The 23949-nt window shown below is 67.9% G+C and carries 18 protein-coding genes; 15 read left to right on the top strand and 3 right to left on the bottom strand.

Going from position 1 to position 23949, the window contains the following annotated elements; translation table 11 throughout:
* Window positions 1-42: 42 nt before the first annotated feature.
* The 7 genes from ACZ48C_RS13310 to trpA all read left to right on the top strand — a co-directional run bounded on the left by ACZ48C_RS13310 (window position 43) and on the right by trpA (window position 8015).
* Window positions 43-996 (top strand): AraC family transcriptional regulator, encoded by a 954-nt coding sequence (locus ACZ48C_RS13310; RefSeq protein WP_464781381.1) that lies wholly within the window; start codon window positions 43-45, stop codon window positions 994-996.
* Between the two features lie 146 nt (window positions 997-1142).
* Window positions 1143-2591, top strand: a complete 1449-nt coding sequence (locus ACZ48C_RS13305; protein WP_464781380.1) for a xylulokinase — start codon at window positions 1143-1145, stop codon at window positions 2589-2591.
* Between the two features lie 32 nt (window positions 2592-2623).
* Window positions 2624-3538, top strand: coding sequence for a sugar ABC transporter substrate-binding protein (locus tag ACZ48C_RS13300; RefSeq protein ID WP_464781379.1), 915 nt, complete (start codon window positions 2624-2626; stop codon window positions 3536-3538).
* A gap of 16 nt (window positions 3539-3554) precedes the next feature.
* A complete protein-coding gene (locus tag ACZ48C_RS13295; protein WP_464781378.1) occupies window positions 3555-5069 on the top strand; it encodes a sugar ABC transporter ATP-binding protein in 1515 nt (504 codons plus the stop codon).
* Window positions 5066-5998, top strand: coding sequence for an ABC transporter permease (locus tag ACZ48C_RS13290; protein ID WP_464781377.1), 933 nt, complete (start codon window positions 5066-5068; stop codon window positions 5996-5998). The genes ACZ48C_RS13295 and ACZ48C_RS13290 overlap by 4 nt, the downstream gene beginning before the upstream one ends.
* Entirely contained in the window at window positions 5995-7182 is a 1188-nt protein-coding gene (gene trpB / locus ACZ48C_RS13285) for a tryptophan synthase subunit beta (RefSeq protein ID WP_464781376.1), read from the top strand. Before ACZ48C_RS13290 ends, trpB begins: the two co-directional genes overlap by 4 nt.
* Window positions 7183-7184: 2 nt before the next feature.
* On the top strand, window positions 7185-8015 hold the full coding sequence (trpA, locus tag ACZ48C_RS13280) for a tryptophan synthase subunit alpha (protein ID WP_464781375.1): 831 nt from the start codon (window positions 7185-7187) through the stop codon (window positions 8013-8015).
* Between the two features lie 15 nt (window positions 8016-8030).
* Here trpA and ACZ48C_RS13275 read toward each other — a convergent pair whose 3' ends face one another.
* The 3 genes from ACZ48C_RS13275 to ACZ48C_RS13265 all read right to left on the bottom strand — a co-directional run bounded on the left by ACZ48C_RS13275 (window position 8031) and on the right by ACZ48C_RS13265 (window position 12273).
* Window positions 8031-9515, bottom strand: a complete 1485-nt coding sequence (locus tag ACZ48C_RS13275) for an MDR family MFS transporter (RefSeq protein ID WP_464781374.1) — start codon at window positions 9513-9515, stop codon at window positions 8031-8033.
* A gap of 177 nt (window positions 9516-9692) precedes the next feature.
* Window positions 9693-10889, bottom strand: a complete 1197-nt coding sequence (locus ACZ48C_RS13270) for an amidohydrolase (RefSeq protein ID WP_464781373.1) — start codon at window positions 10887-10889, stop codon at window positions 9693-9695.
* A 16-nt stretch (window positions 10890-10905) separates the two neighbouring features.
* Window positions 10906-12273 (bottom strand): amidohydrolase family protein, encoded by a 1368-nt coding sequence (locus ACZ48C_RS13265; protein WP_464781372.1) that lies wholly within the window; start codon window positions 12271-12273, stop codon window positions 10906-10908.
* Window positions 12274-12433: 160 nt separating this feature from the next.
* On the opposite strand from ACZ48C_RS13265, the gene ACZ48C_RS13260 reads away from it, so the two are divergent.
* The 8 genes from ACZ48C_RS13260 (at window position 12434) to ACZ48C_RS13225 (ending at window position 23892) form a co-directional block, all read left to right on the top strand.
* Window positions 12434-14008: an ABC transporter substrate-binding protein gene (locus tag ACZ48C_RS13260; RefSeq protein ID WP_464781371.1), complete on the top strand. Its 1575-nt coding sequence runs from the start codon at window positions 12434-12436 to the stop codon at window positions 14006-14008.
* Between the two features lie 157 nt (window positions 14009-14165).
* Entirely contained in the window at window positions 14166-15131 is a 966-nt protein-coding gene (locus tag ACZ48C_RS13255) for an ABC transporter permease (protein ID WP_119256493.1), read from the top strand.
* Complete coding sequence (locus ACZ48C_RS13250; protein WP_464781370.1) at window positions 15131-16027, top strand: ABC transporter permease; 897 nt, start codon at window positions 15131-15133, stop codon at window positions 16025-16027. Before ACZ48C_RS13255 ends, ACZ48C_RS13250 begins: the two co-directional genes overlap by 1 nt.
* Window position 16028: 1 nt before the next feature.
* Window positions 16029-17747: a dipeptide ABC transporter ATP-binding protein gene (locus tag ACZ48C_RS13245; RefSeq protein ID WP_464781369.1), complete on the top strand. Its 1719-nt coding sequence runs from the start codon at window positions 16029-16031 to the stop codon at window positions 17745-17747.
* A 17-nt stretch (window positions 17748-17764) separates the two neighbouring features.
* Window positions 17765-19207: an amidohydrolase family protein gene (locus ACZ48C_RS13240; protein WP_464781368.1), complete on the top strand. Its 1443-nt coding sequence runs from the start codon at window positions 17765-17767 to the stop codon at window positions 19205-19207.
* Between the two features lie 32 nt (window positions 19208-19239).
* On the top strand, window positions 19240-20718 hold the full coding sequence (locus ACZ48C_RS13235; RefSeq protein WP_464781367.1) for an amidohydrolase family protein: 1479 nt from the start codon (window positions 19240-19242) through the stop codon (window positions 20716-20718).
* A 67-nt stretch (window positions 20719-20785) separates the two neighbouring features.
* Window positions 20786-22657: a sigma-54-dependent Fis family transcriptional regulator gene (locus ACZ48C_RS13230; RefSeq protein WP_415215467.1), complete on the top strand. Its 1872-nt coding sequence runs from the start codon at window positions 20786-20788 to the stop codon at window positions 22655-22657.
* Window positions 22658-22818: 161 nt separating this feature from the next.
* A complete protein-coding gene (locus tag ACZ48C_RS13225) occupies window positions 22819-23892 on the top strand; it encodes a 2,3-butanediol dehydrogenase (protein ID WP_464781366.1) in 1074 nt (357 codons plus the stop codon).
* Window positions 23893-23949 lie beyond the last annotated feature (57 nt).

The following is a 23949-nucleotide window of genomic DNA, read 5'->3' as shown; positions in this document are numbered from 1 at the left end:
TTGCAATAGTGGCACCGTCGAACAGGGGGCAGAGGGCGAAGCTTGTCGTTGGAGGTCAGGGAAACAAGGGCGACGGCTCTCGGGGAGGCGGAAGCCTACCTCTCGGCCTCCTATTGCGACCACCGGCTGGCGCCGCAGGACCGGACCGGTGCCGTCGATTTCCGTCATCGCTGCGTGCAGTTCTCCGGCTCCGGCTTCAATTTCCTGCAATATGGCCACGAGGTCACGATCAGTTCCCGCTTCGAGGATTTCTACATGCTCGAAATGCCGGTCTCCGGCGGCGTGGACATCGCCTTCGGAACCGAGACCATCCGCTCGGAAGCGGGCAAGGCGCTGATCCTGTCGCCGGGGCCGAAGTTCCAGTCGCGCTGGCGGCGGGGCACGCGGCAGTGGATGCTGCAGATTGACCGCAGGCTGGTCGAGGAGCGCCTGGCAGCGATATCGCGCCGGCGCGGCGGCGGCAATCCGGTGTTCAATCCCGTCATCGACCTTTCCAGCCGGCATGGGCGGCAGCTCGCCTCGGTCCTCAGCGCCTTTTCCGAAATGCTTGCGGACGACGCCTTTTCGGATGCGCCGCAGGCCGTCGACGCGGCGCTCGGCTCCGTCGTCGACCAGCTCCTCGGCAATGTCGCCTTCACCAGCGCCGCATCGGTGATCCCCGAGCGGCTGCATGTTTCGCCCCGCCATGTGAAGCAGGCGATGGATGCGCTGCGATCCCGCTATGCCGAACGCCTGCTGATGCCGGTGATCGCGGGCGAGATCGGCGTTTCCGAGCGGGCGCTCTACGAAGGATTCCGGACCTATTACCAGCGCACGCCGTATGAGATCCTGACGCGCATCCGCATGGAGGCGGCGCGCCGGCTGATCCGCGAGGAGGGCCTTTGCGCGGCCGAGGCGGCACGCCGCGTCGGCATCCATCACCTTGGCCGCTTTTCCGCCACCTACAGGGAGGCCTTCGGCGTGCTTCCCTCGGCGGATATCCGCCGCGATCACTGACGGCGCCGGCCCCGGCCGGCACTATCCACATCCTGCAGAATTCGCGCCGGGTCGCCCCGCCGCGGCATCATTCCCCATGACAGCTTCATGACGGGACCCTAATGTCCGCCCGGACGCCGCGTGAGGGCGGCGGGCGGGAGAATGAAATGCTGATCGGCTTCGATGTCGGTTCGACCTCGATCAAGGCGGCGCTGTTCGACATGAACGGCACGGTGCTCGACCATTGGAGCCGCGGCTACCCGACCGAGCGTCCCGCATCCGGCATGGTGGAGCAGGACCCGCAGCACTGGCTCGACGGCATCCGCGATGCGATCGACGCCCTGCTCGTCGGCCGCAATTCGGCCGATATCCGCGCGGTCGGCCTCTGCAGCCAAGTTAATACGGATGTCTTCGTCGACCGGGACGGCAAACCGCTGGCGCCGGCGATCTGCTGGCAGGATATTCGCGCCGGCGCGGAAGCGGCGGCGCTGGATGCCACGATCACATCAGCGGAAAAGCGCAGCTGGTGGGGCGCCGAAATGCCGATCGGCGCGAGCCATGTGCTGGCGAAGATGATGTGGTTCGCCAGGCACCATCCCGATCTCTGGGAGCGCACGCATCAGGTTCTCTCGACGCGTGATTTCTGCCTCCTGCACCTGACGGGCGAAGCCTCGTCCGATCCCATCTCCGCCTTCGGCCATGTCGGGCAGGACCTCCGCTATATCGACGCGCTGATCGCCCGGGTGCCCGGCGCGGCCGGCAAGCTGCCGCCGCTCAGGCACTTCACCGAGATCGCCGGCGAGATGATGCTTGGTTCTTCCGGTTGCAAGGTGCCGGTGGTGACGGGCACGATGGATGCCTGGGGCAATCTCTTCGGCTGCGGCGTCTGCCGACCGGGGCAGGGCATGTATGTCAGCGGCACCTCCGAGATTCTGGCGCTGGCCGGATCGCAGCGCATCGGCGCGCCCGGCATCGTCACTTTCGCTACCATCGACGGGCTAGTGGTCAATGCCGGCCCGACGCAGAGCGGGGCGGATTCGCTGCGCTGGTGGGCGGCGACGGCGGGCGTGGAGCCGGGCGACGTGCCGCGGCTCGCCGGCCTTGCCAGCCGCGACGACCGGCCGATCCTCTTCCTGCCACATCTCGAAGGCGAGCGCGCACCGCTCTGGGATTCCGAGATTCGCGGCGCCTTCATCGGCCTCGACAGCCGGGCCGGCGGGCCGGATTTCGCGCTCGCCGTGCTGGAAGGCGTGGCGCTGGCGGCGCGCCATGCCATGGGCGCGCTCATCGATGCGGCGGGCTTCCGGCCGGACCACATGCTCTATGGCGGCGGCGGCGGGCGCTCGGACCTCTGGAGCCAGATCCGCGCCGATTGCCTCGGCATTCCGCTGCATCGCTTCGCCTTCGTCGATGTCGGCTGCCTCGGCGCGGCGATCCTCGCGGCCGTCGGCATCGGCGCCTTCGGCTCGATTGCCGAGGCCGTGCCGGCGATGACCAGCGTCGAGCGGGTCTTCGAGCCCGATCCGCGGCGCGCGGCGCGCTACGACGCCATGTTCCACGCCTATCGCAACGCCATCGATGCGCTTCGCCCCATCGGGCTGATCCGCACCCAATGAAAAAAACGATCTTTCCGGAGAGGAGAACCCCAATGAAGAAATTCGCATTTGCAGCGTCTATCGCGACACTCATGGCGTCTGCTTCGGCCGCCTTCGCCACCGACGTCACCATCCTGACGCCCTATATCAGCTCGGTGCCGACCAACGAGATGGCGCAGAGCTTCAAGGCGGAGGGCGAGAAGCGCGGCTGGAACGTCACCATCATCGACACCCGCAGCGATTTCGGCCAGCTCGCCTCGCGCATGGAAGACACGATCAACGCCAAGGCCTCGGCCATCGTGCTGGTCTCGACGGATCCGGCGCAGGTCGAGGACCAGGTGACGCTTGCCGCGAATGCCGGCATCCCGGTGATCTCGCTCGACGGCTCGAAGAACGCGCATGTCGCGGTCAACGTCACCTCCAACAATTTCGACCTCGGCACCCAGCTTTCCGACGCGCTCTTCAAGGCGCTCGGCGGCAAGGGCAATATCGTAAAATTCTTCCATTCGGCGCATCCGGGCGTGCACCAGCGCGAACTGGCGCTCGACGAGGCGCTGAAGAAGAACCCCGACGTGAAGGTCATCGCCGATCATTTCGTGAAGGTGCCGGGGCCGGTCGACGACGGCCGCATCGCGATGGAGAACATCCTTCGCCAGCACGGCGACGAGATCAACGGCGTGTGGGCGGCCTGGGACGATCCGGGCGTCGGCGCGGAGCTTGCGACGGAATCGGAAAAGCCGGATGCCAAATTCATCATCATGGGCATCGACGGCAGCGAGCAGGCGATCGAGATGATCAAGTCCTGCACGCGCTACAAGGCGACCTTCCGCCAGGACTTCCCGAAGATGGCCGCCGTCGGCGCCGAGCAGCTCGAGAAGATCCTCGGCGGCGGCAAGGCGGACAAGGACGAGTTCTTCGTTCCGGCCGTCATGATCACGCCCGAGACGCTCGGCGTGACCTGCCCGTAACGAAGGATCGCCGGCCATGCTGCTCGAGATACGGGGCCTCGAAAAACGCTTCGGCGGCGCGCGGGCGCTGGCCGGGGCGAGCCTTTCCGTGGCCGCCGGCTCGGTGCATGGCCTCATCGGCGAGAACGGCGCGGGCAAGTCGACGCTGATCAAGACGCTCTCCGGCCTCGTGCGGCCGGATGCCGGCGAAATCCGCGTCGACGGCGCGCCGATCGCGATCGGCAGTGTGCGGGAGGCGGAGGCGCTCGGCTTCCGCTTCATCCATCAGGAGCTCAGCCTCGTGCCGCAGTTCGACGCCGTCGAGAACGCCTTCGTCGGCCGGTCCTATCCGAAGAGCGGCCCCTTCATCGACCGGGCCGCCATGCGGCGCGCGGTGGCGGCGACGGCGGCGGCAATCGCGCCGGACCTGCCGCTCGACGTGCCGGCGGGGCGGCTGACGACCGGGCAGAAACAGCTCGTCGAGATCATCCGCGCGCTGATGAACGAGCCGGCGCGGCTGGTCGTGATGGACGAGCCGACGGCCTCGCTTTCCGAAGGCGAGGCGCGGCGGCTGCACGAGGCGGTGCGGACGCTCGCGGCGCGCGGCGTCGCCGTCATCTACATTTCCCACCGGCTCGACGAGGTGGCCGAGATCTGCGACGCCTTTACGGTGTTGCGCAACGGCGCGACGGCCGGGACAGGCATCATGCAGGGCACGACGCGGGCCAATCTGGTGCGAATGATGTCCGGTCACGAGGAGATCACGTCCGGCCGTCCCTCCGTGCCCGCCGTCGGCAAGCCGGTGCTGGAGGTTCGCGACCTGCCGTTCGGGCAGCGCGGCAACACGCTGTCGCTGACGGTTGGCGAAGGCGAGATCCTCGGCCTCTACGGGCTGGTCGGCGCAGGCCGGTCGTCCCTCATGAAGATGATCTGGGGCGCACGCCGGACGGAAGGCGGAACGGTCCTCCTCGACGGCCATGTCCTGAAGCCGGGCGATATCCACGCGCGTATCCGCCGCGGCGGCGCTTATGTGCCGGAGGATCGCCGGCATGAAGGGCTGGTGACGGCCCGGTCCATCGCGGAGAACGTGGCGATCAGCGATCTCTCGCGGGTGCGGTCCCATCCGGTGCTGCCGGTCACCAGCCGCAGCCGGCTGGCGGCGCGGGCGGAGGATATCCGCACGCAGCTTTCGGTGAAGATGGGCTCGCCTTGGGCCCTACCGCTGACGCTTTCCGGCGGCAACCAGCAGAAGCTGCTGTTCGGCCGCTGGTTCGGCGGGCGCATTCGTCTCCTCATCCTCGACGAGCCGACGCGCGGGGTCGATGTCGGCGCCAAGGCGGAAATCCATGCCATCGTCAGGCGTATCGCCGCTGAGGGCGCGGCCGTGCTGATGACGACCAGCGACATGGACGAATTGCTGGCACTCTCGCACCGCGTCGCCGTCTTCGCCAATGGCGAGATCACGGCGCGGCTGGAGGGCGAGGCCATCGCGCCGCCGCGCATCATCGACGCCGCATTCCATCACGAGACCAGAAGAGAACCCGCCGCATGACCGGCCTTGTCAGACAATACGGAACGCTCATCGCGCTCATCGCGATCGTCGTCGTCTTCTCCATCGCCTCGCCGGGCGCGTTCGGCTCCATGTCGAACCTCGTCAACATCACCCAGCAGATGACGCTGCTCGCCATCGTCGCCATCGGCGCGACGGTGGTGATGGCCGTCGGCGAGTTCGACCTCTCGACCGCCTCCATCGTCTCCTTCGGCGGCATTTTCGTCGTCTATCTCTTCAAGCTCGGCGTGCCCGCGCCGCTCGCCTGCCTCCTCGTGCTGGCGGTCGCGGCGCTCTTCGGCGCGGTGTCGGGCTATGTGGTCTCGCGCTTCCAGGTGCTTTCCTTCATCGCGACGCTCGCGACCGGCACGATCATCGGCGGCATCACCTTCTGGATATCCGACGGCGCGACGCTGCTCGGCGATATCCCGGCCGGCTTCCGCGACATGGCGCGCGGCCATATGCTCGGTCTGCCGACGCTGACCTGGTGGCTGATCGCCATTGCGCTCGTCGTCTGGGTCCTGCTCGACAAGCTGGAATTCGGCCGCCGTCTCTATGCCATCGGCGGAAACCGCGAGGCGGCGCGGCTGGCGGGCGTCCGGATCGTCTCCAACACGACGGCGGCCTTCGTCGTCTCGGCGGTTCTCTCGGCGCTGGTCGGCATCCTGCTCACGGCCCGCATCGGCAGCGCGAGCCCGACGGGCGGGGGCGGCTATCTGCTGACGGCCTATGCCGCCGTCTTCCTCGGTATGACGGCTTTCCGCGAGGGCGAGGCGAACCTGCCGGGTACGGTGGTCGGCGCGGCGATCATCGCCGTCATCGGTAACGGTCTTACCATCCTCGGCGTCTCGACCTTCCTTCAGGACATCATCACCGGCACGATCATCCTTTCCGCCGTGCTGGTGCGCCGCATCGGCCGGGGGACGGCATGACGGCGGCGGGCGCGGCAAGAAGGCGGCCGGGGCGCTATGGCCGGTTCGGCGGGCAGTTCGTGGCGCCGGTGCTGCTGCCGGTGCTCGATCGCCTCGAAGCCGCCTTCGACCAGGCCTGGGCGGACCCGACCTTCCGCCGCACCTTCGAGGACCTGCTGGAGCGTTTCGTCGGCCGGCCGACGCCGGTCTTCGAGACGGTGACGCTCGCCTCGGCCAATGGCGGGGCGCGCATCATCCTCAAGCGCGACGACCTGACCTTCAATGGCGGCAACTACGCCAATTCCGCGCTCGGCCAGTGCCTCCTCGCCGTGCGCATGGGGCTCGGCGCGGTGGTCACGGATACCGGCTCCGGCCAGAACGGCGTCGCGGCGGCGGCGGTCGCCGCCCGGCTCGGGCTTTCCTGCATCATCTACATGGGCAGCAGCGATGCGGCGCGGCACGCCGCGACGATCCGGAAGATGCGCGCCTTCGGGGCCGATCTCAGGATCGTGGAGGATGCCGACCGGACCTTGAGCGCCGCGACCTCCGCCGCCATCCGCCACTGGATGGGCAACAGCGCGACGACGGCCTATCTCGCCGGCGCGCCCATCGGCGCCCATCCCTATCCGGCCATGGTCAGCGCCTTCCAGGCGGTGATCGGCCGCGAGACGCGGCTGCAGCTTATCGAGGCCGGCGTGCTGCCGCGCGCCATCGTCTCGGCGGTCGGCGGCGGCTCCTCGACCATCGGCATCTTCTCCGCCTTCGTCGGCGATCCGCAGATCCGGCTCGTCGCGGTCGAGGCCGGCGGCCGGTCCGGCGGGGATGCGCCGCATTCCGCCCGGCTCGGCAAGGGGCGGCGCGGCATCTTCCACGGCGCCGAGACGCTGGTGCTGGCGGATGAACACGGCCAGATACTGCCGACTGCCTCGATCGCGCCGGGGCTCGCCTATCCGGGCTCGGCGCCGGAGATCGCCGATCTCGTCGAGCGCGGCCGCGTGGAGACTGTCGCCGTCACCGACGAGGAGGCCCGCCAGGCCGTGCTGCGGCTGGCGAAAAGCGAGGGGATCCTCGTCTCGCTGGAGGCGGGCCATGCGGTGGCGGCCGCCGAGCGCATCGCCCGGCTCTACGACCGCAACGACGCCGTCGTCGTCATGGTGGCTTCCGCCGGCGACAAGGACCTCGACGTCATCTGGCCGGAAAGCTGACCATGGCACGTTCCCCCAACCGCATCGACCGCATGTTCCGGCGCCTCAAGGCGAAGGGTCGCAGCGCCTTCGTCACCTTCACCGTCGCCTGCGATCCGGATTTTGCCGAAAGCCTCGAGCGGCTGCGGCTGCTTGTCGGAAACGGCATCGATCTCCTGGAAATCGGCCATCCCTATTCGGACCCCATTCTCGACGGCGCGACGATCCAGACCGCCAACCGGCGGGCGCTCGCGGCGGGCGGCAATCTCTCCCGCACGCTGAACCTCTGCGCCGCCTTCCGGGAGGAGGATGATACGACGCCCATCGTGCTGATGGGCTATGCCAATCCGCTTCTCGCCATGGGCTACGAGGCCTTTGCTGCGCGCGCCGCGGCGGCGGGCGTCGACGGCCTCATCGCCGCGGACCTGCCGCTTCGCGAGGCCGAGCCGCTGCTGAAGGCGCTCGGCAGGCATGGGCTGGTGATGATCCCGCTTGCCGCCCCGTCGCTGCCGGCCGAGGATTTCGTTTCCGCCAGCAAGGGCGTCGGCGGCTTTCTCTATTGCATTCCCGTCGTCGGGCCGACGGGCGGGCCTTCCGCCTCCATCGAGGCGATCTCGGATGCGGTGGCGCGCTGCCGGACGGTCAGCCGCCTGCCCGTCCTCGTCGGCTTCGGCGTCAAGACGCCCGACATGGCGGCGGCCGTCGCGGAAGTCGCGGATGGCGTCATCGTCGCGACGGCCCTTATCGACCGGTTCGAGGCGATGCGCGGGCAAGGGGATGCCGAGGCCTTCCGCCGCACGGCCGCCGGGCTGGTCGCCGGCTACCGGCAGGCCATCGATGGCCGGCCGGCGTAGCGCCAGAGGCCGGGCCTATTCGACGACCGCCGCTATCTCGCTCTCGGCGCGGCCGCGCAGGGGGCGTTCCGGCATGAGGTGGTAGACGACCAGCGACAGCGCCATGGCGAGGGCGCAGGCGATGAAGATATAGGCGAAGGGCATGGCGGAGGCCGCGCCGGCTGCTGCCGCCTGCACGCCCTCGCCGCCGAGCGGCAGGCCGTTGCCGAGCGCGATGGCGCCCAGCGCCGCGACGCCGAGGGCGCCGCCGAGCGAGCGCAGGAAGGTGAGGAGGCCGGTGGCGACGCCGAGATGCGCCTGGTCGACAGCGTTCTGCACGGAAACCGTGGTGACCGGGAACGTCATGCCGGTGCCGAAGCCGACACCGATGGTCAGCAGCTCCAGCACGACCAGCGACGACCGGCCGGCGACGGTTGCAAGGGCGGCAAGGCAGACCAGGCTGAGCACGCCGCCGACAAGGGCGATCCGCTTGTAATGGGTAAAGCGCGGGATCGCCCGGCCGCTCGTCGTGGCGCCGAAGACGGTGCCGAGCAGCAGGCCGAGCATCGCCATGCCCGAGCCGCCGGCCGTCAGCCCGTGGGCCGACTGCACATAGACCGGAAGGTAGACAGAGAGGCCGACATTGGCGGCCTGCACGAGGAAGATGGCGATCGTGCCCCAGCGCACGACGGGATCGGCGAGGACCTCCAGCGAGATCAGCGGCTCGGCGGCATGGCGCAGGCGCAGCGCGAAGAGGGCCCAGAGCACGACAGAGCAGGCGAGGAGCCCGAGGATTTCGGGCGAAAGCCAGGGATAGGTGCTGCCGCCCCAGTTGAGCGCCAGAAGGAGCAGCGAGGTTGCCGCGACGAGCAGCGTCGCGCCCGCCGCGTCGATGCTGTGCGTGCGCGCCACCCGCGGCAGCTTCTTCAGCGGGTTGTTGATGATCGCCAGCGCCACGATGCCGAGCGGAATGTTGATCCAGAAGATCAGCGACCAGTGGAGATGTTCGGCGAAGGTGCCGCCGAGGAGCGGGCCGGCAATGCTGGCGACCGCCCATGTTCCCGAGATCCAGGCGGCGTAGCGGGCGCGCTCGCGCGGCGGCACGAGGTCGCCGATCACCGTCTGCGACAGCGCGAAGAGGCCGCCACCGCCGAGGCCCTGCACGGCGCGGCCGACGATCAGGGTCAGCATGTTGGGCGCCAGCGCGCTCACCAGCGAGCCGATGAGGAAAATGACGATGGCGGCGAAGATCGTCGTGCGGCGGCCGTGCACGTCCGAGATCTTGCCGTAGAGCGGCGCCATGGCCGTTGCGGTCAGGAGATAGCCCGTCACCACCCAGGGCAGGTAGTCCGCATGGCCGAGCGCGTGGCCGATGGTCGGCATGGCGGGCGCGACGATCGTCTGGTCGAGCGCGGCGAGGAGCATGGAGAGAAGGACGCCGCCGATGATGACGTTCTTTTCCTGCTCCGAAAGGGCGGGAGCCGTTGCCGACGTTCCGTGCGGGTGACGTGCCTCGTTCATGGTGCTGTCCGGTCTGAGATGGGCGTATGCAGCCGCCGGTTTCGTGAATCGGGCCGCCGCCGCGCTGGGGAAAACACCGTAAAACATCTTCCGCAGCGGGATGTCCACCCATTTGCGCCCGCCCGGCCGGTGGCGAGGGCGAATGCACGGAAACGTGATCGGCGGCGGCGGGGCGCGTCAGGCGATGCCCGGCAGGCCCGCGGCCGGCTCGCCGTCGCGCACGACGACGCGGCCGCGGCGGATGACGGTGCGCTTCTGCGGCGTCAGGGCCACGGCCTCGGCAAGGGTGCTGGCGGGCACCAGAACGAGGTCGCCATGGTCGCCTTCGGCAAAGCCGTAGCCGGAAAGGCCGATACCCTCGGCGCCGCCGAAGGTGCAGATGCGCATGGTTTCCGCAAGGTCGGCGTCGTTGGTCATGCCGTTGCGCTGGGCGAGGTACTTCGCCCGCTCCAGCATGTCGCCATTGCCCCACGGTTCCCAGGTGCCCTGGATGCCGTCCGAGCCGGAGGCGACGACGAGGCCGCTCTGCCGCATCAGCCGGAGCGGCAGGGCAGGGGCCGAGGGGCTGCCGACCGTCATTACCGCGATGCGTTCGGCCGCCAGCGCCTCGATCAGGGCCTTCTGCCGCGCGGCGTCCAGCATGCCGAGACAGTAGCCATGGCTGACCATGACCTTGCCCTGCATGGAAAGGGCGCGTGTGCGCTCTATGATGAGCTCCAGGCAGAAGGCGCCGAGCTCGCCGAGTTCGTGCAGATGGATGTCGATGGGCTTCCCGTGGCGCTCGGCGAGCGAGAAGATCGCATCGAGATGGCACACCGGATCGCGCTCGATGGTGGCGGGGTCGATGCCGCCGACGATATCGGCGCCGGCCTTCATCGCTTCGTCCATCAGCTCGAACGTGCCCTCGCGCGGCAGCATGCCGCTCTGCGGGAAGGCGACGATCTGCACATCCACGAGATCGCGCAGCGCCTCGCGGGTTTCCAGCACGCCCTCGATATTGGCGATACCGATTTCCGTGTCGATGTCGACATGGCTGCGGATGTGGAGGACGCCGAGCTTCAGCGTCTGGAAGATCTGCCGGGCGGACTGCCTTCGGGCGTCGATGCCAAGCTCGCGCTTGGCGTTGCGGTCGGCGAGGATGCGGTGGTCGCGGGTCGGGCCGACGCGGTTTTCGAACCAGTCCATGCCGATCAGCGTCTTGTCGAGATGGGTATGCGCCTCGACGAGGCCGGGCAGGGCGATGAAGCCCGCGGCGTCGATTTCCCGGGCGGGACGGTCGCCGCCCGCGGCGCTGAAACGCCCGCCGCGGATGAGGAGGTCCACCGGTGCCGCGCCCATCGGGCGGGCGTTGCGGATGAGGATGTCTTCGGTCATGTCCGGTTTCCTTTCTTCACGCGATGCCGGCGCGCCGCATGGCGAGCCGGAAGGCCTTTTCCGCCCGGTCGAGGATGGCGTCCTCGTCCTGCCCGACCAGTTTGCGCCCGCGCATCAGGATGCGCCCGCCGACGATGGTCGTGTCCACGTCCGCGCCGTTGGCGAAGCGCGCGAGGCGCTGCACCGGATCGACGGGTGGCCACAGATGCGGCTGGCGCATGTTGACGAGCAGGATGTCGGCGCGCTTGCCCACTTCCAGCGAGCCGATCTCGTTTTCCATGGAGAGGGCGCGGGCGCCCTCGATGGTCGCCATTTCGAGAAGCTCGGACGGCGGCAGCACGGCATCGTCGCGGAAATGGCGGGCGTGGTAGCGGTGCGCCTGGAACATGTTGCGGAACATGTCGAAGGAACGGTCGGGCGCGGCGGCGTCGGTACCGAGCGAGACGGTGACGCCTTCCGCCCGCAGTTCCGGCGCGGGGCAGCGGCCGGAGACCGACATCAGCGCGCTCGGATTGTGCGCGACCTTGGCGCCGGTGCGCTTCAGAACGGCCCTGTCCGCTTCGGTGAGGTCGACGCAATGGGCAAGCAGCGAGCGGCTGTCGAAGAGGGTCATTTTCTCGTCGGCGGCGGAAATCGAACCGTCGCGGTGGCCGTCCTGGACGAGCAGGACGCCTTTTTCCCGCGCGAGCCGCTGTGCTTTTTTCGAAAGGTCGATTGCCGCGTCGTCCTCCAGCTCCGCCGCATCGAAGACGGGGAGAGACACCGCCAGTTGTATGCGGTCGCTGCGGCCGGCCCAGGCGTCGATCAGCCCGGCGCTGACATCGAGCTGCACATCCGGGGAGACGGCGACATCGTCATGGGCTTCTGCGCGCCAGGCGCGGTATACGCTTGCGGCGGACGGCCTGTTGGGGCCGACGGCGAGCACTTCGCGCACGCCCATGGCAAGGATCGCGGCCAGATGGGCTTCGGCGGCCTCGGGGGCCTCCGTGCGCATGATGTCCGGGCCGCCGCCGAAGAGCAGCGCGGCGGTGGTGGTGCCGCACTTGATGCGCTCGGCTGCCGACAGGGCCGCCTCCGCCGCCCAGAATTCCGGGTCGGTGGCTTCCGCATAGATGCGGCCGGTGGTCGTCATCCAGTCGTCGGAATCGCCGCCGAGGCCCTTGGTCAGCATGTGGCCGGCATGGGCGTGGGTGTCGATCAGGCCGGGCATGATGACCATGCCGGCAGCGTCGATGCGTTCCGCATCCGCCATGCCGTCCGCCGCGCCCGCGCCGATCGCGGTTATGCGCCCATCCTCCACCAGCACGTGGCCGCGCTCGAATAGGCGCCGATCGGCATCCATGGTGATGACCACACCGTTCTCGATCAGCAGAGCCTTCGTCATCGAATTTCCTCCCGCAGTGATTGCATGCGAATTGCGCCATGTCATGTGCGCAAGGCCTAATCTTTGTATCTTGATATTGCGCGCATGTTATGTACAGTCATATTGAAAATAATCGTATGCAAATTTTTTGGGAACAAGCATACAAACTTGGGAGATCCTGGTGAAGACCTATCTGAAAACCCTTTTGGCGGGGCTTGCCGTGCTGGCGCCGCTTTCCACCCCCGCCCTTGCCGAAACGCTGCGCTGGTCGGCCTCGGGCGATGTCATCTCCTACGATCCGAACGCCCAGGTCGACAGCTTCACGCAGAGCGTCCAGCACATGGTCTTCGACCCGCTGGTCCGCCGCAACAAGGAGCTGAAGCTCGAGCCGGCGCTCGCCACGTCCTGGGAGATCGTCGAGCCGACCCGCTGGCGCTTCAAGCTGCGCCAGGGCGTGAAGTTCCATGAAGGCCAGCCCTTCAATGCCGACGACGTGGTGGCCACCATCCAGCGCCAGATCGATCCCGGCGCGCGCAACCGCGAGAACCTCTCCGCCGTCACCGGCGTCGAGAAGGTGGACGACTACACGGTCGACCTCATCCTGCGCGGCCCCTATCCGCTGCTGCTCAACGACCTTGCCGCCATTTACATCATGAGCAAGCCGTGGATGGCCGAGCACGACGCGCTGAAGCCGGGCAACACGGCGACCGGCGTCGTCACCTATGCCAGCGCCCACGCCAACGGCACCGGTCCCTTCAAGCTGAAGAGCTACGAGCCGGATTCCCGCTCGGTCTTCGAGGTCAACAAGGACTGGTGGGACAAGCCCGAGCATAACCTGACGGAAGTGGAATTCCGCCCGATCGCCTCCGACGCGACGCGCGTCGCCGCGCTGCTTTCCGGCGAGGTCGACATGATCGCGCCGGTTCCGCTGCAGGATATCGACCGTATCGCCTCCACCGACGGGCTGAAGGTCGTGGAAAACCCCTCGCTGCGCACCATCATGCTGGCGCTGAACTTCAAGAAGGAACTGCATGCCGATCCGGGCGTGCCGAATCCCATGCTGAACGAGAAGGTGCGCCAGGCGCTCTGGCACGCCATCGACCTCAACACGATCCAGAAGCGGCTGATGCGCGGCAAGTCGCGCGTCGCCGGCATGCTCGTCGCCCCGGCCGTCACCGGCCATGACGACGCCATCGACGTGCCGCTGGAATACGATGTCGACAAGGCGAAGGCACTGATGGCCGAGGCGGGTTATCCGGACGGCTTCAAGACGGGTCTTTCCTGCTCGAACGACCGCTATATCGCCGACGAGCAGATCTGCCTTGCGATCTCCTCCATGTGGGCGAAGATCGGCGTGAAGGTCGACCTCAACGTCGAAAGCAAGACGACCTATTTCCCGCGCATGGACAATGGCGAACTCGACGTCTACCTGCTCGGCTGGGCCTCGCTGCCGGCGATGGACGGCTACAGCGTCCTGCAGGCGCTGCTCGCCACCAATGACGGCACCTATGGCGGCTCCAATCCGAACGGCCTTTCGGACCCGCGCATCGACGCGCTCGCCCGCTCGGCCGCGGTGGAGCTCGACGAGGCCAAGCGCATCGACATGCTGAAGGAAGCCTTCCGCATCACCCATGACGAGGCCCTGTTCATTCCGCTGCACCAGCAGCCGGTCGCCTGGGCCATGAGCGACAAGGTCGACATCCCGCAGTTCCCGGACGAATACGTTCGCCCGTGGTTCGCGCAGGTCAAAAAGTAGCGGGTTCTCCCACGGCTGGTCCCGGCAGGCGAAAGCAGGCCGGGACCGATCGGCATCCGGGCTCCATTTTCCGCAGGCGAGAAGCCGGGAGGAAGCGGGAGCGCAACGGCCCGGTTTCCGCCCCCAGGGCATGATCGCTCCCTGAAGGACCATTCCGATGCTCAGACTTCTTTCCGTGAGGCTTCTGCAGGCCATCCTCGTGATGCTCGCCGTGACGGCCGTCGCCTTCGTCATGTTCCGCTTTGTCGGCGATCCCGTCGCCTCCATGGTGCGCGAGGGCGCGACCCAGGCGGAAAAGGACGCCCTGCGCATGGCGCTCGGCCTCGACAAGCCCATCGTCACGCAGTTCCTCGATTTCGTCGGCCAGGTGCTGACCGGCAATCTCGGCACGAGCTTCCGCTACCAGCAGCCGGTCGTCGGCCTCCTGATGAGCCGCCTGCCGGCGACGCTGGAACTCGTCATCGTCGCCACGCTGCTGGCACTCTGCATCGGCATTCCGCTCGGCGTGCTCTGCGCGCTGAAGCCGCATTCCTTCCTCTCGCGCTTCACCCAGTCGGCAACGCTCGTCGGCATCTCCATGCCCACCTTCGTCACCGGCCTGCTGCTGATCCTCGTCTTCGCGGTCAATCTGCGCTGGCTGCCTTCGTCCGGCCGCGGCGACCTCGTCGATCTCGGCTTCTGGCAGACGGGTTTCCTCACTCTTTCGGGCCTGAAGTCGCTGATCCTGCCGTCGATCACGCTGGCGCTCTTCCAGCTCACGCTGATCATGCGGCTGGTGCGCTCGGAGATGATCGACGTGCTGTCGTCGGATTATATCCGCTTCGCCTTCGCCCGCGGCCTGCCGCGCGCCTATATCTACGGCCGCCTTGCGCTGCGCAACGCGCTGATGCCGGTCGTCACCGTTACCGGCCTTCAGATCGGCCAGCTCATCGCCTTCGCCATCGTCACGGAGACGGTGTTCCAGTGGCCGGGCATGGGCCTGCTCTTCACCAACGCCGTCGGCTATCCCGACATGCCGGTGCTCGCCGCCTACCTGCTCTTCGTCGGCTTCCTCTTCGTCATGATCAACATGATCGTCGACATTCTCTACACCTTCATCGATCCGCGCCTGAGGACACGATAATGGCCACGCAATCCCTGATGCGCCGGCTTCCGCCGGTTTCCGTGATGATCGCCGGCCTCGTGCTCGCCGTCATGCTCGTGCTCGTCCTCTTCGCGCCGATGATCGCGCCGATGGACCCGCGCGACGTCTCCTCCTACTCGCTCATCGACATGGAGATCCCGCCGGCCTTCATGGACGGCGGCGATCCGCGTTTCCTGCTCGGCACGGACAACCAGGGCCGCGACCTCGTCTCGGTCATCCTGTTCGGCCTGCGCATCTCCGTCGTCATCGGCCTCGGTGCGGTGCTGTTTTCCGCCGCGCTCGGCGTGATACTCGGCCTTGTCGCCGGCTTCTTCGGCGGCATCGTCGACAGCATCGTCATGCGTATCGCCGACGTGCTTGTCAGCTTCCCGACCATCCTCGTCGCGCTCCTCATCAGCGGCATCGCCCGGGCGCAGTTCAGCGCCGACACGATGCTGACCTGGGCGCCGCTGGTGCTGATCTTCTCCATCGCCGTCAACGAATGGGTGCAATATGCCCGCACGGTGCGCGCCTCGACCATGGTGGAAGTGGCGCGCGACTATGTGCGCGCCGCCAAGGTGATCGGCCTGCCCTCCGGGCGCATCATGGGCCGGCACATCCTGCCGAATGTCATGAGCTCGGTCATGGTCATCGCCACGATCAACCTCGCCGGCGCGATCCTGACGGAGGCGACGCTGTCCTTCCTCGGCGCCGGCATGCCGCCGACCTATCCTTCGCTCGGCACGCTCATCCGCATCGGCAACCAGTTCCTGTTCTCCGGCCTCTGGTGGATCGCCGTGATGCCGGCGGCGGTGCTCGTCGTCCTCGTGCTCGCCGTCAACGTGATCGGCGACTATCTGCGCGACCGCTTCAACCCGAAACTGATGGCCCGCTGAGATGACCGAAACAAAGCCCCCCGTTCTCGACATCCGCAAGCTGCGCGTCGAATATCCGCTGGCCAACGGCGACACGCTCGTCGCCGTCAAGGACATCGACCTCCTCATCCGCCCGGGCGAGATCCACGCCCTTGTCGGCGAATCCGGCGCCGGCAAGACCACGGTCGGCAATGCGCTGATGGGCCTGTTGCAGGCCCCCGGCAAGATCGCCTCCGGCTCCATCGAGATCGCCGGCAAGCCGATCGACCTGCGCACCGGCCGCACCGAGGGCATCGTGCCCGGCCGCGACGTCGGCGCGATCTTCCAGGACCCGATGACGAGCCTCAATCCGCTTTTCACCGTCGAAAGCCAGCTCTGCGAGGGCATGCTCGCCCATCTGAAGCTTTCCCGCCCGGCGGCGAGGGCGCGTGCGCTGGAGCTGATGAAGGCCGTCGGCATTCCCGAGCCGGAGCGCCGGCTCGGCTCCTATCCGCACCAGCTTTCCGGCGGCCAGCGCCAGCGCGTCGTCATCGCGACGGCGCTGGCCTGCAACCCGCAGCTCATCGTCGCCGACGAGCCGACCACGGCGCTCGACGTGTCGGTGCAGGCGCAAATCCTCAAGCTGATCCGCGACCTTGCCGACGAGCGCGGCGTCGGCGTGCTGCTCGTCACGCACAATATGGGCGTCGTCGCCGAGATCGCCGACCGCGTCACCATCATGCAGAACGGCGCGGTGGTGGAAAGCGGCACGGCCCGTGAGGTGCTGACCAATCCGCAGGCGCCCTATGCCCGCACGCTGATCGCCGCGGTGCCGCCGATCGAACACCGCCTCGAGCGCCTGCCGGTGCCGAGCGAGGAAACGCAGGTGACGCTCGATGCCCGCGCCAGCGTGCGCGGCAAGAGCACGAAGAGCGAAACGGGCAGCAGGGACGATGTCGTCCTCTCCGTGCGCGACCTTGCCGTCGAATATGGCGGGCGTTCGCTGATCCCCGGCCGCAAGGCGTCCGTCTTCAAGGCGGTGAAGGGCGTTTCCTTCGATGTCCGCCGCGGCGAGATCTTCGGCCTCGTCGGCGAATCGGGCTGCGGCAAGACCACCGTCGCCAACACCATCGCCGGCCTCGTCACCCAGAGTTCCGGCAGCATCGATTTCCAGGGCACGGCGCTCGGCGCCAAGCGCGAGAAATCCGTCCGGCAATCCTTGCAGATGGTGTTCCAGGACCCGTATTCGGCGCTCAATCCGCGCCTGCGCATCAATTCCGCCATCGCCGAGCCGATCCTGTTCTACAAGCTCGCCTCCAATGCGGAAGAGGCGCGGCAGGATGCGAAGACCCTGCTGGAGGCGGTAGGCCTGCCGGCCGATGCGGGCGGGCGTTTCTCGCACGCCTTCTCCGGCGGCCAGCGCCAGCGCATCGCGATTGCCCGCGCGCTCGGCCCGCGCCCGTCGCTGCTGATCTGCGACGAGCCGACCTCGGCGCTCGACGTCTCGGTGCAGGCGCAGCTCCTCAACCTCCTCAAGGACTTGCGCGACCTTGCCGGCCTCTCCATGCTGTTCATCAGCCACGACCTCGCGGTGATCCGCCAGATGTGCGACCGCATCGCGGTGATGAAGGCGGGCGAGATCGTCGAGCTGGCCGATACGGAGACGCTGTTCACCGCGCCGCAGCACGACTACACCAAGGAGCTGCTGCGGCTCGCGCCCTCGCTCGATCGTATCCTTTCGCGCCAGACGGCCGCGGAGTGACTGAAGGGAGACCCTCCATGGCCGATATCCTCATAAAGAACGGCACCGTCATCGCCATCGACCCGGAGCGCCGGATCATCGCCGACGGGGCGGTGGCCATCGCCGGGGACCGTATCGTCGCCGTTGGCCCGACGGCGGAGGTCGAGGCGGCGCATCCTGCCGGCGAGGTCATCGATGCGCGCGGCATGGCGATCATGCCGGGCTTCGTCGACGCCCATGCCCATGCGGGCCATGGCCTGATCAAGACGCTGGGCGGCGGCAAGAGCGATCCGTGGTACCAGGCGTGCCGCGGGGCCTATACGGTCGGCTCGACGCCGGAATTCTGGTTTGCCGAGGCGCAGCTCGCCGCGCTGGAGCGCCTGCGCTTCGGCGTCACCACGGGTGTCTCGCTGCTCGGCGGCGGCGATTCCATCATGCGCATCGACGAGCCGGTCTATGGCGATGCGCATATGGAAGGCGTGCTCGGCATCGGCACGCGCTCGGTGGTCGCCGTCGGCACGACGCGCCCGCCGCATCCGCTGACCTACGCCCGCTGGGAGGGCGAGACGCGGACGGATTATCCGGTTTCCTTCGACCGGCAGTTCGCCACCTGCAAGACCCTCGTCGACCGCTGGCACGGCAGCCATGACGGCCGCCTGCACGTCGCCCTGCTGACGCCGACGCTGCATCGCGGCTATCGGGAGGCGGCCGGTGCCGAAGAGGCCGTCGCCCAGTCGCGCGCGGTCAAGCAATATGCGGAAGAGCGCGGCCTCGTCTTCACGCAGGACGGTCACACCACGGGCAGCGTCCGCATCGCGAACGAGATCGGCATTCTCGGCCCGCGCACGCTGCTGTCGCACGCCACGGGGCTGGACGAGGAGGAGATCGCGATCTGCGCCAAGACCGGCACGACCATCGTGCACAATCCGAGCGCCGTCGCTGCCATCCTCGCGCGCTGCCCGGTGACGGAACTGCTCGATGCCGGCGTCACCGTCGTCATCGGCTCGGACGCGACCGCGCCGGACCGCTCGGCCGACATGCTCCGCCACATGCAGCAATGCATGCATTACCACCGCACCCATTTTCACGATCCGAGCTGGCTGCCGCCGGGCAAGGCGCTGGAAATGTGCACCATCGATGCCGCCCGCGTGGTCGGCCTCGAAAGCGAGATCGGCTCGCTGGAGCCGGGCAAGAAGGCTGACGTCATCCTCGTCGACCTGCGCCGGCCGCATCTCTATCCCGCCCATATGCCGGAATACCGCGTCACCTATTTCGCCAATGGCAACGACGTGCACACCGTCCTCGTCGGCGGCAAGGTGCTGCTGCGTGACCGCAAGCCGGTCCATGTCGACCAGGACGCGGTGCTGGACGCCGCCCAGCGCGAGGCCGACCTGATGATCGACCGCCTCGGCCTGCGTTATGCGCTGGAGACGCCCCGGATGTTCTGGGGGCACAGCCGCGACCTCGACCTTATCGAATAGTTTGAAATCCGATTGCCAGACTGGATAGATCCATGACCCTTTCCGACCTCGTCCTCGGCCGCCGCCCGGAAGGCCGCACCGCGCTTTCCGCACGCTGGATCGTCGCCCATGAAAACGGCCGCCACAGGCTTCTGACCGACGGCGAGATCGTCATCGAGGGGCAGGAGGTCGTCTATGTCGGCCCGCGCTTTCCCGGCGAGGTGGCGCGGCGCATCGAACTTGGCGATATGCTGGTCTCGCCCGGCTTCGTCGATCTCGACGCCCTGTCGGACATCGACACCACGGTCCTGACCATCGACTACGGCCCCGGCTGGGCGACGGGCCGCGTCTGGCCGCGCAGCTATGTCGAGCGCGGCCCCTACGAGATGTACACGCCGGAGCAGCTCGTCTTCCAGAAGCGCTTCGCCTTTGCGCAGCTGCTCCTGAGCGGCGTCACCTCGGCGCTGCCCATCGCCTCGCTGTTCTATCGCGAATGGGCGGAAACGGTCGCCGAGTTCGAGGGCGCGGCGGATGCGGCGGGCGATCTCGGCCTGCGCGTCTGGCTCGGCCCGGCCTATCGTTCGGGCGGCATGGTCTGCGAGGCGCCCGGCGTGCTGGAGCCGGTCTTCGACGAGGCGCGCGGTCTCAAGGGGCTGGAGGACGCCATCGCCTTTGCCGGCCGCATCGCCGGCCGCCACGAGGGGCTGGTGCAGGGCATGCTCGCGCCGGACCGGGTGGAGACCTCGACGCTGGCGCTTCTCCAGCGCACCATGGCGGCTTCCGCCGAGATGAACCTGCCGGTGCGTCTGCATATGGCGCAGGGCAAGATGGAGCGCCAGACCGTCGCCCGCCTGCACGGCACCACCGCGCCGCAATGGATGGCGCGCCACGGCCTTCTCAGCGAGCGGCTGATCGCGCCGCATGCGGTGCAGGCCGAGCCGGAGGACCTCGACCTCTATGCGAAGCATGGCGTGACCATCGCCCATTGCCCGCTGGTCTATGCGCGCGGCGGCGAATATCTCAATTCCTTCCGTCGTTGCCGCGATCTCGGCATCCGCATCGGCATGGGCACCGACACGACGCCGCCGGACATGGTGCTGAACATGGCTGTCGCGCTGATGACCGGCCGCATCGCGGCGGGCGAGGCGGGGCTTTCGACGGCGGAGGTCTTCGACGCGGCGACGCTCGGCGGGGCCGATGCGCTCGGCCGCTCGGATATCGGCCGCCTGCAGCCGGGCTCCAAGGCGGATATCGCCATCTTCGACCTTTCCGATCCGCGCTTCGCGCCGACGGTCGACCCGGTGCAAACGCTGATCTTCGGTGCGACCGGCCGGGTGACGCGCGCCGTCTTCGTCGACGGGCGGCTCTCCATGCGCGACGGCGAGGTGGCCGGCATCGACATCAAGGCGGCGCGGAGACAGGCGCAGGCGCAGTTCGACGGGCTTGTCGCCAAATATCCCGAGCGCAGCTGGGGCCATCCTTCCGTCGAGACGATGTTCCCGCCGACCTATCCGCACTGGAAGGCCGACTAAGGACGGATAGCGGGGCGATTGCCGGACGGGCCCTCCTGTGCGACCATGCGCGCGGGAGGATGTCTGGATGGTGTCGACGCTGTCGCACATACGGGAGATCGAACGCGTCGGCATGGGCGCGGTCAGCCCGCGCGATGCGCCCGTCATCCAGTCCTGGCTGCGCTGCCTCAACGACTACAAGCTCGACCCGGCCGTCGCGCAGGAAGCCTATATCGTTCCCGAACTGAAGCTGCGCGAGCATCGCGAGCAGGCCGAGGAGCTGATCCGCATCGGCCGTTCTGGCCTGGAAGCGCTGTTCAATCAGGTGGCCGGGCAGAACTACGTGCTGCTGCTTTCCGATGCGCGCGGCGTCACCGTCGATTTCATGGGCGATCCGACCTTCGACAACCAGTTGCGCAAGGCGGGGCTCTATCTCGGCTCGGAATGGTCGGAGAACCGGGCGGGCACCTGCGCGGTCGGGGCCTGCATGGTCTCCGGCGAGCCGGTGATCATCCATCAGGACGACCATTTCGACACCAGCCATATCGGCCTCACCTGTACCGCCGCGCCGGTCTTCGACACGCTGGGCAGCCTGACGGCCGTGCTCGACATCTCGCAGCTCCGCTCGCCGACGGTGAAGACCAGCCAGCAGCTCGCGCTGCATCTCGTCGCCTCCACCGCGCGGCGCATCGAGCTTGCCAATCTCATGACCCGCACCCGCAACGACTGGGTGCTGCGGCTTGCCCGCTCGCCGGAATTCCTCGATGTCGATCCCGATGCCGCCATCGCCCTCGACGGCAGCGGTCGCATCACCGGCCTCACCCATGGCGGCTTCGGCGCGCTCGCCCGTTCGATGAACCTTGCCGGCCTTTCCACCCGCGATTTCCTCGGCCAGCCGATCTCGCAGGTCTTCGACATCGACGTCGACGACCTGCCGCGCTTCATGCGCGGCCGGTCGAACGGCGAGCGGCTGCTTCAGGCGCGCAACGGGCTGGTGCTGTTCGCGAGCGCCGTCGCGCCGGCGGTCAATCTTCGTTCGGCCGTGCCGGCGCAGCCGCGCCTGCCGCGGGCGCTCCGGGACCTCAGCAACGGTGATGCCGCGATGGAGCGGGTGCAGGCGCGCGCGGCAAAGCTCGCGGCGCGCGATATCCCGATCCTCATCCAGGGCGAGACGGGCAGCGGCAAGGAGTTCCTGGCGCGGGCGATCCATGACGGTTGCGGCGGCAGCGGGGCCTTCGTCGCGGTCAATTGCGCGGCGATCCCCGAACACCTCATCGAATCCGAACTCTTCGGCTATGCGCCGGGCGCCTTCACCGGCGCCAGCCAGAAGGGCAAGCGCGGCCTGATCGAGGAGGCGAGCGGCGGCACGCTCTTTCTCGACGAGATCGGCGACATGCCGCTTGCCCTGCAAAGCCGGCTCCTGCGCGTGCTTTCGGAAAACGAGGTGCAGCCGGTCGGGGCGCTCAAGGCGCGGGCGGTGCGCCTCAGGGTTCTCTCCGCCTCGCATCGCGACCTTGCCGAACTGGTGCGGGAAGGCCGCTTCCGGCAGGACCTCTATTATCGCCTCAACGCGGCGACGCTCAGCCTGCCGGCGCTTCGGGAGCGGCAGGATCTCGGCTGGCTCGTCGACCAGCTCCTCGCCCGCATCGAGAAGGAGAACGGCGCGTCCTACCGGCTCGACAGGGCGGCGCGGGCCGTGCTGCTCGCCCATGACTGGCCGGGCAACCTGCGGGAACTCTCCAATGCGTTGCGCGTGGCGGCGGCGCTGTCTGAGGGCGGCGTCATCGGCACCGATAGCCTGCCGGATCACCTTTTCGCCGAACCAGCCGCGGCCCGGCCCGGCGACGAGGACGCCCTGCGCCAGGCCCTCACGGACTGCGGCAACAATGTTTCCGCGCTCGCCCGCAAGCTCGGCGTCAACCGCTCCACCATCCACCGCCGCCTCAAGCGCCTCAACTGACGCAACGGCTGCAACACCTGTCGCACGCCACCTGTTGCATCCCGCCCCGCGGTCCGGCTTCCCTTGATGGAAGCCGTTGATAATAATTGGAAATTCTTCCATCGGCCGTTCTGGCACGGTGCTTGCTGATCCTCCTGCGCAAGAACGACAGGAGGAACTCAATGAAAGCTCTGCGCTTCCACGCCGCCAAGGACCTGCGTATCGAGGAGGTCGATGCGCCGCCGTCGCCCGGCCCGGGCGAGGTGCTGGTCGAGAACCGCTTCTGCGGTATCTGCGGCACGGACCTGCATGAATATGCCTATGGCCCGATCTTCGTGCCGAAGGAACCGCATCCGTTTACCGGCGCGCACGGCCCGCAGATCCTCGGCCACGAATTCGGCGGGGTCGTCAAGGCCGTCGGCGAAGGGGTCGGTCATGTAAAGCCGGGGGATCGTGTCTCGATCCAGCCGCTGATCATGCCACGCCATGGCGACTACTATGCCGACCGCGGCCTTTTCCACCTCAGCGGCAACCTCGCGCTCGCCGGCCTGTCCTGGCATTCCGGCGGCATGGCAGAGGCAGCGCTTGTCAACGACTATAACGTCCAGCCCATTCCCGATGCGCTGAGCGACGAGGAAGCCGCCCTGATCGAGCCGACCGCGGTCGCCGTCTACGCCTGCGATCGTGGTGGCGTGACGGCCGGCAACAGCGTGCTCGTCACCGGCGCGGGGCCGATCGGCATTCTCGTCGCCATGGCGGCGCGGGCGGCCGGGGCCTCGCAGATCTTCCTGTCCGATCTGAACGATACCCGGCTGGCTCTGGCGCGGGAGGCGCTGGGCGAGGTGCGCACCATAAACCCCCGGACGGAAAAGGTCGGCGACGTCATCCGCGCCGAGACGGAGGGCGGCGTCGGCTGCGATGTCGCCATCGAATGCGTCGGCAACGAGCATGCGTTGAAGAATTGCGCGGACGCCGTGCGCAAGCAGGGCGTTGTGGTGCAGACCGGGCTTCATCCCGGCGAGAACCCTCTGAACTGGTTCGACGTCACCTTCAAGGACATCGACATCCGCGGCTCCTGGGCCTACCCGACCCACTACTGGCCGCGCGTCGCCCGGCTGATCGCCAGCGGCCAGATTCCGGCGGGCCGCATCGTCACGAAACGTGTCTCGCTCGGCGAGGCCGTCACCGAAGGGTTCGACCAGTTGCTCGACCCTGCCGGCAGGCACCTGAAGATCCTGATCGACCTCACGCGATAGGCCGGTCCGTTCTGCGGGGCGGTTGAGGAGCCGTCCCGTTTTTCCACTGAGCAGGAG

It is taken from the genome of Shinella sp. 1A1 (assembly GCF_055379515.1).
This window is presented reverse-complemented; position numbering and strand designations above follow the sequence as displayed.